Annotated in this window: 14 protein-coding genes and 3 rRNA genes; 1 reads left to right on the top strand and 16 read right to left on the bottom strand. The window is 50.8% G+C overall.

The genetic code is table 11. From position 1 onward, the window contains the following. Together BLW59_RS16135 and BLW59_RS16140 are read right to left on the bottom strand one after the other, a co-directional pair. Positions 1-274 (bottom strand): class IIb bacteriocin, lactobin A/cerein 7B family (locus BLW59_RS16135; protein ID WP_139283733.1); only part of this gene is annotated, 274 nt, incomplete at its 3' end. Between the two features lie 225 nt (positions 275-499). Continuing rightward, a complete protein-coding gene (locus tag BLW59_RS16140) occupies positions 500-1,312 on the bottom strand; it encodes a Cof-type HAD-IIB family hydrolase (protein WP_074698752.1) in 813 nt (270 codons plus the stop codon). Positions 1,313-1,727: 415 nt separating this feature from the next. Here BLW59_RS16140 and BLW59_RS16145 point away from each other — a divergent pair, with 415 nt between their 5' ends. Beyond that, positions 1,728-2,495 carry a PrsW family glutamic-type intramembrane protease gene (locus tag BLW59_RS16145; RefSeq protein ID WP_074698755.1) on the top strand — a complete coding sequence of 256 codons (768 nt, stop codon included), beginning with the start codon at positions 1,728-1,730 and terminating at the stop codon, positions 2,493-2,495. Positions 2,496-2,561: 66 nt separating this feature from the next. Here BLW59_RS16145 and hsdR read toward each other — a convergent pair whose 3' ends face one another. The 14 genes from hsdR to BLW59_RS16210 all read right to left on the bottom strand — a co-directional run. After that, complete coding sequence (gene hsdR, locus BLW59_RS16150) at positions 2,562-5,813, bottom strand: type I restriction-modification system endonuclease (protein ID WP_074698758.1); 3,252 nt, start codon at positions 5,811-5,813, stop codon at positions 2,562-2,564. 7 nt (positions 5,814-5,820) lie between these two features. Then, positions 5,821-5,991, bottom strand: coding sequence for a hypothetical protein (locus BLW59_RS17880; protein ID WP_175463484.1), 171 nt, complete (start codon positions 5,989-5,991; stop codon positions 5,821-5,823). A 5-nt stretch (positions 5,992-5,996) separates the two neighbouring features. Then, on the bottom strand, positions 5,997-6,797 hold the full coding sequence (locus tag BLW59_RS16155) for an Rpn family recombination-promoting nuclease/putative transposase (RefSeq protein WP_037377004.1): 801 nt from the start codon (positions 6,795-6,797) through the stop codon (positions 5,997-5,999). 2 nt (positions 6,798-6,799) lie between these two features. Continuing rightward, positions 6,800-8,185, bottom strand: a complete 1,386-nt coding sequence (locus tag BLW59_RS16160) for a restriction endonuclease subunit S (protein WP_074698760.1) — start codon at positions 8,183-8,185, stop codon at positions 6,800-6,802. Between the two features lie 43 nt (positions 8,186-8,228). After that, positions 8,229-8,600, bottom strand: coding sequence for a hypothetical protein (locus BLW59_RS16165; protein WP_074698763.1), 372 nt, complete (start codon positions 8,598-8,600; stop codon positions 8,229-8,231). A 22-nt stretch (positions 8,601-8,622) separates the two neighbouring features. Then, positions 8,623-9,780 (bottom strand): PDDEXK nuclease domain-containing protein, encoded by a 1,158-nt coding sequence (locus tag BLW59_RS16170; RefSeq protein ID WP_074698766.1) that lies wholly within the window; start codon positions 9,778-9,780, stop codon positions 8,623-8,625. A gap of 27 nt (positions 9,781-9,807) precedes the next feature. After that, positions 9,808-10,311, bottom strand: coding sequence for a hypothetical protein (locus tag BLW59_RS16175; protein ID WP_074698769.1), 504 nt, complete (start codon positions 10,309-10,311; stop codon positions 9,808-9,810). 31 nt (positions 10,312-10,342) lie between these two features. After that, positions 10,343-10,597 (bottom strand): DUF4160 domain-containing protein, encoded by a 255-nt coding sequence (locus tag BLW59_RS16180; RefSeq protein ID WP_074698772.1) that lies wholly within the window; start codon positions 10,595-10,597, stop codon positions 10,343-10,345. Continuing rightward, on the bottom strand, positions 10,590-10,859 hold the full coding sequence (locus BLW59_RS16185) for a hypothetical protein (RefSeq protein ID WP_029542673.1): 270 nt from the start codon (positions 10,857-10,859) through the stop codon (positions 10,590-10,592). Before BLW59_RS16185 ends, BLW59_RS16180 begins: the two co-directional genes overlap by 8 nt. Continuing rightward, positions 10,856-12,343, bottom strand: a complete 1,488-nt coding sequence (locus BLW59_RS16190; RefSeq protein ID WP_074698775.1) for an N-6 DNA methylase — start codon at positions 12,341-12,343, stop codon at positions 10,856-10,858. The genes BLW59_RS16185 and BLW59_RS16190 overlap by 4 nt, the downstream gene beginning before the upstream one ends. A 209-nt stretch (positions 12,344-12,552) precedes the next feature. After that, complete coding sequence (locus BLW59_RS16195) at positions 12,553-13,743, bottom strand: multidrug effflux MFS transporter (protein ID WP_175463485.1); 1,191 nt, start codon at positions 13,741-13,743, stop codon at positions 12,553-12,555. Positions 13,744-13,801: 58 nt separating this feature from the next. Then, positions 13,802-13,918 (bottom strand): 5S ribosomal RNA (gene rrf / locus BLW59_RS16200). A 4-nt stretch (positions 13,919-13,922) separates the two neighbouring features. Further along, positions 13,923-14,039: ribosomal RNA gene (gene rrf, locus BLW59_RS16205) — 5S ribosomal RNA — on the bottom strand. A gap of 187 nt (positions 14,040-14,226) precedes the next feature. Continuing rightward, positions 14,227-14,544 (bottom strand): 23S ribosomal RNA (locus tag BLW59_RS16210); the annotation flags it as partial.

Raw genomic sequence — 14,544 nt, forward strand, 5'->3', positions numbered from 1 at the left:
CTGCCGGAGTGATGGAGCCGGTGCAGGCTGCCGAGAAGCCTACGCTGTTGGCCAGGATCTTGCCGATGGCCTTTTCCTTGCCGAAGTTGCTCATCTTCTCATACTCGAAGGAGTGTACCAGATTCCTGAGCTCCTTGGCCGTATTGTCCCAGCTCTTGGCTACTGTCGTCAATGCTGCGATGACTGCCCCTGCGGCGAATGGTGCTGCGCCGCCGTTCACTATGTCCAGCTGCTCCTCGTTCAGAACCGTGTTCATCTTAATTGCCTTTTCCATTTTTCATCTTCCTTTCTTTTCTCCTGCCTTGCGGCTTCTCTTTTGTTCTTTCTGTCCTTTATATCCCCATGGGGGAAAAAGTGTTTATAATTTTTTACGATTTTTTTCCATAAAAAAAGCCCCTCCCTCACGGGAAAGGCTTCAGAACTGAATCACGGCTCTACTTCCTCAGCCAGCGTTTCCAGCAGGAAACTGACCGGGCGAAAGCCATCAGTGCAGAAAAGCTCAAATGTCAAAATGCCTGGACAGCGTCAGGGCGATGCCGTCTTCGTTGTTGGTGGCGGTGATTTCGTCTGCCATGGCCTTCAGCTCCTCGCAGGCGTTGCCCATGGCTACGCCGTAGCCGGCGAAGTCCAGCATGCTCATGTCGTTCTGGGCATCGCCGAAGGCCATGACTTCAGAGGGGTTGATGCCCAGACAGGCACAGGCCTGATGGAGGGAGCTGGATTTGCTGACGCCCTTCACCGTGGCTTCGTAGAACCAGGGCGCAGACTGGACAAAGGACAGCTGGTCCTCGAAGCCCCGGCGGATGTCCTCAAGGTGAGGCACCAGGATTTCATTGGGAGCCGCCGTGAGAATCTTCACAGGAGCAAAGGTCACCGCCTCAGCGATGTTTTCCACTATCCTTACCCCCAGATTATTGTTGCGGCTCTCGTCCATGACTTTATGGCGGCTGGCATCCGTGGTGTAGATGTACTTGCCATCATCCACGATGGGAGAGAGCTCCGGCCACTCCTCCAGATGGCGCAGGAAAGCCACTGCCGTCTGCTTGTCGATGGCGCTGTCAAAGATAATCTGCCCGGTAGTGGCATCCTGGATGCGGCCCCCGTTGTAGGAAATCCGCAGGCCATGATAATCCTCCAGATGCAGGGCATCTGCCTCCCGCTGTAGCCCCGGCGCCTGACGCCCGGACACCAGCGCCACGATTACCCCCTGCTCCTGCACCGCCATGAGGGCCTCACGGGTGCGTGGGGTGATAACCTTCTCGTCATTGTTCAAGGTGCCATCCAGATCCAGAGCGATCATCTTGTATTCCATGGGAACTTCCTTTCTTCAGGTGCTAAAAACAACACCACCAATATAGCACAAGCCCCGCCTGCAAACAAGGCAGACGGGGAATTTTTTTGCCATACATGCCATTCACATATTCGTCGCCTCCCCATCACAAACATGAACATGAATAAAATCTGCAGGAAATAGCAAGAAAATGAAGAATATAACTCGGACGAAGATGTCCCCCACTTCTATAAGTGGGGGCGGCAAACTACTAACAGGCGGTGAGCTAATATCTCCCGCCTCGTTGAAACACCAATTGGAAGATTTTGCCTACGGCAAAATTTGAACAATGGTGTTATAAATATGGGAATTTTTTGACACTGCCCTGTTCATAGCACAGGCTAAGTGGGGCCTTTTTTAGTAAAACGGATATTCATTTGTAAATAGGAGAATAAATATGGAAATCATACAGCTAATATTAGCCGCAATTATCCTTGTTGCCATCTACAAAAAGATGCTTACATGGGGAAACGCAAACGACCTCTCAAAGAAGCAGAAATATGCTCCCATCGGGCTGGGAATCCTTTCTGTCATCATATCGTTTCTTTTCGTAGCCGGCATAGCATTATTCTCTGTAAATGTATTGGGATTTCGCTTAGACGAAATAGAAAATCAGTCCTTGAGGGCAGCAGTCAAAGCCTTCACTATGGCAAGATTAACGGAGGAAATAGCAAAACTCCTCATGATAATCCTGTCTATAAAACTTTTCTCTCCTAAAAGAATATACGAATATACCATTATAGGAGCCGCCGTTGGCATCGGCTTCACGATTCACGAGGAGCTGCTGTACGGTGGAAGCATCGCCGGACTTTTAAGATTCATCACGGTCGCCATGCACATGGTGCTAGGAATCATCATGGGCACGAACCTCGGTATCGGCAAATACAATATAGCAAATGGCCTCAGTCATAAAGCAGCCTACCTGAAAGCCGTCCTTATACCAATGATAATCCACACCTTATTCGACGCATGCACGATATTTAATCCGGTCGCGAATATGGCAGAAGAACTTGAAGCAGACGATTTCCTTGCTTTAGTCTGGCTGTCCATAGGCGTATTGGCCATAATCTCAGCAGCGATATACCAATTTGTTGTCTTGAAAAAAACCAAAAAAGAAGCGGAAAAACAATCGAGCATGTTGGTAGTAAACTTACCGGACACCTAACGGTGTCCACACGCCCTTACATGAAATCTAAGCTCCCGCTGCGCCTTTGGCTTGCGCTCGCTAAACTCAAGCCGCGCTGCCGCCATCGTCGTAGAGGTATTCGTTCAGCTCCGCGATGATTTTTTCCAGCTGCCCGGCGAAGATTTTGTCTATGCGGGCAAAGCCGCCCTGGGCGCGGAAGCGGCTGTCTTCGTCGAAGGCCTGCACTGTGAGCACTGATTCTTCCAGCAGGTATTTTTCCATGCGCTTCAGCCAGGAAAGCTCCTGGGCTGAGAAGCTGTGGGCTTTTTTCAGGCGGGCTACCGCCCCCTTGATGCGCTCCTCGTGGGACAGCAGGTGAGAGCCTATGGCGTAGCGGCGTATGAGGGTGATGATGTCGGCAGCTATGTCCTCGCTGGTCATTTCCGTGAGGGCCGTGTTCAGCTGCATATCCGTGAAGCCTGCCCGGTCCAGGGCCAGCCGCAGATTTTTCAGGCTCTCACGGGTGAGCTCCCTGGGGCGGGTACACACCAGGGTCAGGGCGGCGATCTTGTCCATGTTCTCCCGGATAAAGGCGGCAAAGGCCTCCAGATAGTCCTCCGGGCGGCTGCCGCTGCCGTAGCCTCTGGTGTGGGACAGCAGCTCGTCCTCATGGGCGGAGATAATGAGGGGCTGACGGGTGCCGTAGGCGGCCTTGTCCAAAAGCCCCAGCGCTTCCCCATAAGAAAGAAGCTTTGCCCTGGCCTCCCGGGGCGCGGCCCTGCGGATTTCCGCCAGTACCTCAGTGGGTGTCCTGCCCCCGGCAAGGCTTTGGAAATGCTCGCAGGTTTCCTGCGGGAGCCGCTTGTTTTTCCGCTGGACTCTGGCGGCTATCTGGTCAATCTGCCGCCGCAGGGCCGCTTCTTCCTCTATATGCTCAAGCCCCTGCAAGAGCTCTGTCAGGCTCACCGCCGGATTCACCACCACAGGCTTCATGGAGGTCACAGGCTCCAATGATTCGTACAGCCCCACCGGGTCATAGATTTCAAAATGGGTCTTGCCTATGGCCAGGCACAGGCGGGTGGCTCTGCCCAGCATCTGCTCGTAAAGGATGCGGGACTTCACCCGCCGCAAGAACACCAGCGCCGTGATTTCCGGCACATCAATGCCTGTGGTGAGGAGATCCACCGTCACCACGATGCTGGGATAGCGCTCGTTCTTGAAATGCTTGATGGCCTCCCGGATTTTCTTCCGATTGCCGCCCCCCACGCTGCCGGTGATTTTCATGATGGCGTCATTGTCCACCCCCATAGCGCCGTAGATTTCCTTCAAAATCTTCACTATGAGGTCGGCATGCTGGTCATTCACCGCGTAAATCAGGGTCTTACCCTGCTCCGGGTTCTCCGGGTCGATGTAGCGGGCGATTTCTTTCAGCACCGCCCGGTTGAAATTCTCCGTGATGACCTGGCGGTTGAACTTCTCGATGTCGAAGTCCAGCTCGTCAGCCAGGGCGGGGCTGTTGGTGATTTCCCCCGTCACCGGGTCATAGAGGGCCATGGTGTCTCCAGCCGAGTAGTGTATGCCCTCGCTGCCCAGCTTCGTGGTGAGCAGGTGAGGAGCATCGTGGTCTACCAAGAAGCCATCCATCACCGCTTCACGGTAGCTGTACTGGTACACCGGCTCCCCGAAAATCTCCGTGGTATGCAGGGCAGGGGTAGCGGTAAGGGCGATGCGTACGGCGTCAAAATACTCCACCACCTTCCTATACTTGCTCTGGTAGTCCAGCTGGTCGCGGTACAGCAGTTCGTCCTCTCCCATCTCCCTGTCCAGGATATAGCCCCGATGGGCTTCGTCGATGATGATGAGGTCAAAATCCGTGATGGCGGGCCTGTGCTCCTCCCCATGGTAGAGCACCCGCTTCACCATGCTCTGCACCGTAGCCACCTGCAGCCTCGTTTCCCGCTGCAAGTCACGCTCCTCAAGGCCTTGGATATTGTAGATATCGTCCAGGGTCATGAGTTCTTCCAGCTTCACTTCCTTGAAGACGTCCTGGGCCTGCTCCCCCAGATCGCTCCTGTCCACCAGAAAGAGGATGCGGCGGAAGCGCCCTGTTTTCAAAAAGCGGTAGATAAGTCCCAGCACCGTCCTGGTCTTGCCGGTGCCCGTGGCCATAGCCAGCAGGATATTCTGCCGCCCGGAGAGCACCGCTTCTTCCGCAGCTTTGATGGCCTGCAGCTGATAGGGGCGCAGATTCAGCCCCTTGGGGTCCTGCAGCACATCGTAGGGAGTCTCCCGCAGCCCTCTGTCACCTGCCGCCGTGTCTTTCTGGAAAAGCTCCATCAGCCCCTCAGGGCTCATCCAGCCCCGCTGTGCCTTGGGGACACTATCGCCCTGCCGCAGGTCGAGGAACCAGATGCCGCTTTTGGTGTCCAGCTGGGGCAGGTATTCCCTGCCGTTGGTGGCAAAGACAAAGGGCACCCGGCTTTTCCCCCAGCGTCCCAGCAGGTATTTTTCGTCCTCCTGGCGGATATGGCGGGCGTAGTCCTTGCACTGGTAGTCCAGCACCGAGGGAATGTCCTTGTACATGGCCTTGGCTTCGATGATGGCCACCAGCTTTTCCCCCACGAAAAGGGCGTAGTCGGCAAAGCCCTTCTGCCCCACCGCCGAGGAAGTGGGCCACTCGGCAATAGCCAGATTCCTTCCCTTCTGGGGACGGGTGCCACGGCTGTAGCGCAGCCGCTCCGTGTCTGCCTCCCAGCCCACCTGCCGCAGCTGCTCGTCAATGAGGTAGCGAGTCTCAGGCTCAGTGCGCTGACGGAGCCCCGCCGCCCTCTGAGCCTGCCTGCGCCGCTTCTCCGGCTCCACCGCAGGGGCAGCAGCCGCCGCCTGCTCTGCCTCTGCCAGCAGTTTTTCCTCCTGCCCTTCCTTCACCTCAGCCAGGACAGCCCCCTCCGAGGGCAACTTATAGGGACGGCTCTCATAGTCCCAATCCCCATAAGTCTGCATGAACCATTCGGAAAGGCTGTAAGCCATAGGCAGCAAGGCCTTGCAATCCCCCACGGATTCATAGTTCTCATGGACAGCCTTGTTCCTCGCCTTTCGCAAGGCATGGAGCACATCGGAGAGGTCAGAGGTAATAAGCCCCTCCCGCAGAAGCACTTTGATGCGCTCGTCAGCCCGATTATCCCGCGGCAGGGGCAGTCTGTCATAGGAGAAAATAAGGTTCACGATAGTTTCCCCTATCATGCCCAGCTTCATCAGGCAGGAGTTGGCATCACTATAGCAATACCGCTCCGCCATAGCACCGAAGTTGGCCAGGACAGGGAATTTATCTTGCAAAAATGAGAAGTTCGACTGCATATGCAACTCATCCTTTGATTTGCGAAGCCAGTTCCTCTACACGTTCCTTTGAAAGCTTGGTATACTTTACAATCTTGTCAATAGACATACTGTCTTTAAGCATTTCCAAAGCAGTTTCCACCCGATTTTCTTCTTTGCCATCATCGTGAGCTTCACGCATTTTCATTTCGTAGGTCATGTGACTCACCCTTTTATTTCTTTGGATAATTCTTCGATACGCTCTTTGGGTAAGCGAGAATATTTCAAGATTTTTTCCATTGGTTCATTATCATTAAGCATGTCGATAGCAACCTGAACACTTCTTTCATCCATACCATCATCGTGAGCTTCACGCATTTTCATTTCGTAGGTCATGTAACTCACCCTTTCTTCCTCTTTAACCTTGATTTCCTTGATAAATCCATCAATCTCATTGACAAAGTCATCTGCAGACGGAAGGCCCTTCATGTAATCAAGAAATGCTTTCACATCGGTAGAAACATCATCAAGCTGTCCTTCGGAACAAAGGAACACTTTAGAGGTTCCGTCCATTAACTCCAGTTCCTTATCTTCAATGCAAACGTTCCTAAAGGTATATAAATGTCTTTTGCCATCAAATAGTCCGAAGGGGCAAAGGAAGATTACAAATGAATTTTTTAGTTCCTTGTAATCCGAACCAGCGGTCAAGGCATCTACATCAATCATTGACTGGTAGTATCTGGTGCGGTGGGTCAGTTCCTTATCTCCATAGTCGCGTACCTGCATTTCAATATCATAGACTGTATTTGCATCATCTTCAACATAAACATCAAGTCTGACGCCTTTGCCTGCATAGCGAAATTTTAGTGATTTCTCATCGTCAAGATAGTCGATGTGGCGAATTTTTATTTTTAGTATTTTCTCGATTAGCCGTTTGCAAAAGCGCTCATGTTTCATGACAAGTTTGAACATATAATCATCGGCTATGGTCAAATCTTCCCATGCTTTTGTTCTATATGCTGCCATGCTTAGTTCTCGCCTCCTAAATCACACAATACCTTTTTCAACATCTCCACCGCATTTTCCTCCTTGTGGTCGTTGGTGGAGAGTTCCCCGCGGAAAGCGCGGGCGAGGATAGATTTTTTTAGGGTGTCAATGTCAGCAAGGACAGTTTCCACAGCAGACTGCGCCTGCTGTTCCTGCTCGAAAAGGGCATCCATTTCCATAACAATTTGTTTTTGTTCCGCAATAGAAGGAAGTTGCATTGGCATCTCATTTATATTCTTCAAACTAATATTTGCACGAGCTGTTTCAACTTTATTGTCTCCATAGTATATCAAAGCAAATGGTGAATTTAGGTAATAGCACAGGAACTTATTTAATAAATTTTCCTTCACCCTAATCAAGCAAACTGCTTGATTAGTATTCGCCAAGCAATCACGATTAAATATAGCAGACCTACCAATAGATGCCCCTACAATATTTACAAGCACATCACCTTTCGTTAGAACAGACCTTTTTTGAATTTCATTTATCGCATTATCCAAATACTTTTCTTTTGACCAATCAATATATCCTTCACGAACATTTTCGCTTGTTACAAACAAAGTCTGACTCTTATCATCAGTATATTCTACCCCCTGCCATTTAGGAGATGCACCCTTCGTTATTAAGGAACTACATTCCCCAACCGTGGTTTCTACCCATTCTTCTGCATTATTTTCCTCTCTCCACTTCGCCGTCAACTCCCCCGTAAACGCCTGGTGCAAGATTGCCGCCTTTCGCTGAGCAAATCCCTCCACCACCGCCGTGAGTTTCTCCTTCGCTTCGTCTAAGTCGGCAAAGAGGGACTCGATAAGGGTGACAATGCGTTGTTGCTCTGGGAGAGGGGGGATTGGATACGGAAATTGCTCCAAATCCCTTCCACGAATTGACGGAGAGTTATCCCCCTTCATGTATGTGTTCAAGCCATCTACAACATATGGACTAATCATCATGTAATAGTTATATTTCTGATTGACATTAGTTTTAGGAGTACAAACATAAAAGCCTGTTGAAGCTATAGCCTCTGCAATAGCACCATCTACAAATGCAATATTTTTCAAATAAGGTCTTACCATCGAAAAAAGCGTGTCACCGTCATGAAGTGCCCTGCTTGCCCTGCTCGGTGCTTTTTTAACCTCAATAAGTTTTGGTTCTGTTACAACTTGCTGCCTGTTATCAATCGACTCTATATCAACATATCTAAAAACCTCACCTGTTGGTTTTTTCGTTTCCATAGGTTCCCAAATAGCTTCGCCACGCACCCAACACCAATTCCCCGGCACCTTATAAGGCTGCTCCTCCTTCGGCACCAGTGCTGCTGCCAGCCGTTCCTCTGCCGTCAGTTCCTTCTTCCTCACCGCCCGCGCCATGTCAAACCTCCCCAGCTACACTCATTTTCCTCAGCCTTTCTTCTCATGCTTCTTCCAGGGTAATATCAGGCGGTACTATACCATGCAAAGAACGAGCCATGTACAAGCGTTCTTTCACCTCGTTAGCATCTGTTCTGGCATATTCAGACAAGCACCCGCGCATCTTCTTTACCTTTTCTTTTCTTGCCTCCTTTACTTCTTTTTTCCAATCAAAATCCGGTTCAAAAAATTCTTTGTTATCCTCACGCCATTTTTCCAGTCGCTCAAATGCTAAGTCCATTTCATTTCCAGCAATCGTATCATTGTCATACTTATCTTTATTGAGGATATTATTCAAGAAATTTATCACGGCAACAACTTCTTTATCTGGCAGTCTGTATATCATATCAACAGCCTGAGCTCGCATCGTAACCATAAACAACCCCTCCTAGTATTTTTCACAAATTCGGTCCCCTTCTTCCTTCCCATTTACCTTCTATCTCTGCCAACTTCTTCAACTCACCCAATAGGAAATTTTTCAGCATCTCCTTATCAGGCAGCTTTAGCATATATGTCGAAACAAACAGCTGATTATCCATCCCAGATAAAGCATACTCCACCATCTTTGGCCCTTTCTTCGTACATAACAATATCCCTATAGGCGGATTATCTCCCTCTACCATCTCGTTTTCTTTGTAATATGCCACATATGCATTAAGCTGTCCCAAATACTCATGCTTGAATTCATCGTTTTTCAACTCAATTATCACACTGCAATGCAAGAGACGATTGTAAAACACCAAATCAGGGAAATAATAATTGTCGTCTATGATAATACGCTTTTGCCTTGCTTCAAAGCAAAAGCCTTTCCCTAGCTCTATCAGAAATTCTTCCAAATGACTTACAAGTGCATCTTCCAAATCAGATTCAGTTATAGCTTCCTTTGCCTCTAGCCCCAAAAACTCAAGTGCAAATGGCTCTTTGATAGTTATATCCCCTGTTCCTGGGGATAGCAGCAACTCCGGCTTTTTGCTGATGCCTGCCCGCAAATAAAGGTTGGTGGCAATCTGTCTTCTAAGTTCACGAACACTCCAACCGCACTTGATACATTCCGTTTCATAAAAGAATCTTTCAAACGAATCATCGATGGTCATTATCTCTCGAATATGACTAAAAGACAGATGACTCAACAAAAAATTCGGCTCTGTTTTGAATTTGTGAGACACTGTCTCACAAATTCTAATATCGCCTTTTTTCTCATCATCCATCACAGCAGGCATCAAAAGAAATGCTTCGCCAGATTTACTGATTTTTTTTACTCTACTCCATACAGCTTCATCCAGTTGTGAATACCTTAAATAGAACATCCTACACAAATTCAGCATGGTTCTATCAAGCCCTTTGATAGACAATCTTTCGGCTAGATTCTCTAACAGTCTTACCCCATACTCCGCGCGGTCATTTCCATTCTGCTCATATTCCACAATATAGCAACCTATCATCCAGTTGCGTACAGTCAGCGACTGATTCACGGCACTCTTCGCCCATCCTGCAGTAGCATTATGTATGCTGCGGGTGCTTTCTACGAGCTTATCAAAAGAAAATTTAATATCCATCACACCATGTCCTCATCAAACTCGTCCTCACAGCCCGCCCCCCAGCGGTGAACTCAAGGGCACGAACAGCAGCCCGTCTCCTTTGTGCTCCTGGTCGTCCTGCCAGGTCAGGGTATCTTTGCCCACCAGCGACACCCTGCCGGTGCCGTTCTGGTAGAGGACTTCTTCACTTTCTATGTACTTGTCGCCATAGGTCAGGAGGTAATGGCTGCAGTCTGCGTACTCCATGGTATCTTTGCTCACCGGCCTGGCGGTCATGGTCCACATATCCACCTGGCGGCTGTTCCTCCGCCAGGAAACCTCCAGGCCAAACCACCCTTCCTCGGCAGTGGTGACATTGATTCTGACCACCTTCGTCCCGGAGTCTTCCCAAAAGCCGCAAAACTCATTTATCCGCGCCTGGGACAGAATGCCCTGCGCGCTGGTCACCTGCCCACCATCAGGCAAAACACAGGCAGCCCCAAACTGAGCCACCGCCAAAAGCGACAAAGCCACCAACAATCTGCCTGCAAATTTCAAAACAGTGCCCATTACGAATCCTCCTCCCCTTAAGGAATAAAACTTATTCATCACCAAAATGCTTATCCCACTTGGCTTCTATCATCTGCCTGTTTGCAGCCAACCAACGCATTATGATATTCAAATCTTTCCCAGGTATCTGGCTTTTGTTGTGTGCTAATCTTACCATGCCATTCATCCATATCTTCGTCGCCTCCGCATGAGGAACCCCTTCACAGACATGAACATGAATAGGTTCGCCATTTTCTCTGGACCAAAAAAATATGGTATATTTCCCTAATTGACAAACCTTAGGCAACCCCGACACCGCCTTCCCGTGCCAGTTCCCACACTATGAACGCATTCCTGCTGGCATATTCCAACAGCTCTTTTATCTCCTGCTTTGTAAAGCCCTCCGATTCCACCACATCAAGGGCAGGCAAGGTAGATTCCAAAAAATTGAAGCCACCCTCCACAGGCTTCTCAAAGTATATCCTGATATACTCCATGCCGTCCTCTGTGGTAGCAATATTGTTAAATGTCATGGTAATGCCATCTATCTCTGTAAAAAAGTTTTTCATTGCACACCCTCCTCTTTCTTCCGCAGTCCTTCCAGCCTTTTCACCACGCCCTTGATCAAATCCAGCGCTTCTTCCAGCTGCTCCATGTCCTCCCTGCCCCGCTCTGCCGGGTCGGGTAGGTCTTCGTAGTCTACCACGGACTCGTCGCGGATAAGGCCCAAATCGAGGCTGTTGCCCTTGGCTTCGATTTCCTCTCTGGTAAAGACGCTCCAGCGCTCATCTGTCACGGCCTTGCGATCAGCTGCTTCGTAGGCGGCTTCAAAATTTTGGAAATCCTCCTTCTTCAGTGGATTGGTCTTGCCGAAGGAGGGCATATTGGTGCGGAGGTCGTAGAACCAGACTTCCCTGGTGTTGCCCTTGGCTTCTTTTCCCCTGGTGAAGAACAGCACATTGGTCTTGACCCCCTGGGCGTAGAAAATGCCTGTGGGCAGGCGCAGTACCGTGTGCAGGTCGCATTTGTCCATGAGGTCGGCGCGTATCTGCGCCCCGTCGCCATCGGCAAAGAGCACATTATCCGGCAGCACCACGGCAGCTCTGGCCTTGCCGTCCGGCTTCAAGCTGCGATAGATATGCTGGAGGAAGTTCAGCTGCTTGTTGCTGGTGCTCCAGGTGAAATCGTCACGGGTGGCCCGCTCCCCGCCTTTCTTGGTGCCAAAGGGCGGGTTGGTCAAAACCAGGTCGTAGCCCTTCATGCCTTTGCCCAGATTGGACAGGGTATCCCCCAGGGTGATTTCTCCGTCAATATCATGGAGCATGGCATTCATCAGCGCCAGGCGGTGGGTTTCGTGCACCAGCTCGCAGCCGGTGAAAGCCCCTTTCCGCTCAAACTCTGCCACATCTGCATCAAGATCAAAGAAATCATCTGTATGCCGCCTCACATAGCTGTGGGCGGCAATCATAAAGCCAAAGGTGCCGCAGGCAGGGTCGTTGCAGCGCTCCCCCGGCTGCGGCTTCATGAGCCTGGTCATCACATCAATGAGTACTCTGGGGGTGAAATACTGCCCGGCCCCGGATTTTTTCTCCCCGGCATTCTTTTCCAACAGCCCCTCATAGAGATTCCCCAGACCTTCCTCCCTGGCAGAGAACCAGTCCAGGCTGTCGATGGTAGAGATGATTTTCTCCAGATTCTTCGGTTCCTCGATATTGGTAGCAGCCCCTTGGTAAATCTCCCGCACCCGCCCGGTGCAGTAGGTGCCAAAGAAACGCAGCAAATCCTTGTAATACTTGTAAAGCTCCAGCCCGGACTTTTCCGTGAGCCTGTCCCAGCTATAGTCCAGCACCACTTGTTTTTCCCCGTTGGTGAACTTCTGCCCCTCTATCAGGGTGATGCCCTGGGAAAACCTGTCCTCAGCCCCCGTCTCCTTTGCCATCTTGAGAAAGAGTATATAGGTCAGCTCCGTCACATACTGATGGTAAGTGATGCCATCATCCCTGAGCACATTGCAGAGATTCCAAAGTTTCGACACGATTTCCTGATTGTTCACGCTAAGCCCTCCATCATAGTTTCTCTTGTCATAATATTACTACATTTTCAGATAACAGGCAAATAGGAAAGGCGCCTTATCCCCTGCCAAAGATAAGGCGCCTGTCTTATGCTTTCATTCTCTCAAGATATATTCATCGCTTATCCCTTTGCCCACTCAGAGAATTTCTGCTGGAAATCCGTGCGTTCAAATTTCCACGCAGGCTCAGTCTAATCCTTCCTATGCTCCGGCGCAATCATCAGGAGGTAAATAATGTAGCCCAGCCCATACCCCGCTATCATCATCACGCACATGGGGATGGCCGTATGCTCACCGGCGATGCCCACCAGTGGCATCATGCAGCCCCCCAGGATCATGGAAGAGAACCCCAGGAGAGCACTGGCGGTGCCTGCGTTCTTGCCCTGCCTGGAGAGAGCCAATGAAAAACTTGATGCCCCCAGCACCGAGAGCGGCGTAATGGTGAAGAAAAGAATGGGCAAAATCACGGCCAGCCCCACTTCAAACCAGAATCCCACAAACAGCAGGACGGAGCCAAAGAAAGATATCAGCATAGCCGTCTGCAGCATCTTCTCATCCGGCACCCGTCCCGCCAGGCGGGCAGGCAAGGCTCCCGCCACAAGAAGCCCCCCCCCGATGCCGCCGAAAATCAGGCTGTATACCTGCGGCGACACCTGAAAGATGTTCTGAAACACGAAGGAGGAACCTGAGAGGTAGGCGAAGAAGCCACCGAAAACAAAGCACTGCAGGAGGCAATGTCCCAGGAAGTAACGGTTCTTCAAAAGCTGGGGAAATTTGGCAAAGGAAGCCCTTATCCCTGCCAGCCTCTTCTCCGGGCTCAAAGTTTCCTTGTAGACCAGGGTTGCCAGGAGCAGAACAAGGCCTATGGCCACCAGGGTGACGAACACGCCCCGCCAGGTGGTGAAAAGGAGAATCTGCCCGCCGATGACCGGGGCGATGATGGGAGCCAGCCCGTTCACCATCATCAGCAGGGCAAAGAAGCGGGTGAGCTCCGGCCCCTCGCAAACATCACGGGCGATGGCCTTGGCCACTACGATGCCGCTGGCACCTGCAAAGCCCATGACAAAGCGGAAGCAAAGGAAAGCCATAATATTCTCCGCCAGCACGCAGCCAAAGGTGGCAGCGGTAAAGGCCACCATGCCGATAATGAGGGGCTTCTTGCGGCCATAGTAGTCACTCACCGGCCCGGCAAAAATCTGCCCCAAAGCCATGCCCAGCATGGTCATGGTGAGCGTCAGCTGCACCATGGAAGCCGAAATGCCAAAATCCGCCTGCATCACAGGCAGCGAAGGCAGGTACATATCGGTGGAAAGGGGCGCCATGGCGGTCATCATGCCGAGAAAGACAGTTAACCATAATCTGGTTGATTCGGACATTGACATTGGTGAAGTAACCCTCCTTTGCTAATATAAAAAAGCACCCCGCAGGGTGCTTTCACTTAACCGGCAACTTCCTATCCTCCCAGCCCGTCTCCAGGCAAGTACTTTCGGCCTCTGAGTGCTTAACTACTGTGTTCGGAATGGGAACAGGTGGGACCACTCAGGCATCATCACCGGATATAAACCAGCAGCTTCCTATCCTCCCAGCCCGTCTCCAGGCAAGTACTTTCGGCCTCTAGATGCTTAACTACTGTGTTCGGAATGGGAACAGGTGGATCCATCTAGGCATCGCCACTGGATATTCAATTGAAAGATTGCTCTTTCAAAACTATACAGAAGAATTACTTTGCGTTGAACATCTTAGTTTTTGCAGTAAACGTCAGCCAATCATCTGCGCCCTTCGGGCTTGATTCTTGGGACGTTCTTGCGGACGGCCTGTTACCCAATCATCCTGCGCTTTCGCTTGGATTCTTGGACAGGCCAGTCTAAGTTAAGCCCTCGACATATTAGTAGTAGTTAGCTTCATGCCTCACGGCACTTCCACACCTACCCTATCAACCTTGTCTTCTTCAAGGTGTCTTACTAGCTTATGCTATGAGATACTTCATCTCGGGACGGGCTTCACGCTTAGATGCTTTCAGCGTTTATCCCTTCCGGACGCAGCTGCCCAGCTGCACACCTGGCGGCATGACTGGTTCACCGGCGGTCCGTCCACTCCGGTCCTCTCGTACTAGGAGCAGTCTCCCTCATGTATCTTGCGCCCGCGATGGATATGGACCGAACTGTCTCACGACGTTCTGAACC

This window comes from Selenomonas sp. KH1T6 (assembly GCF_900108415.1).
Taxonomy (GTDB): domain Bacteria; phylum Bacillota; class Negativicutes; order Selenomonadales; family Selenomonadaceae; genus Selenomonas_B; species Selenomonas_B ruminantium_A.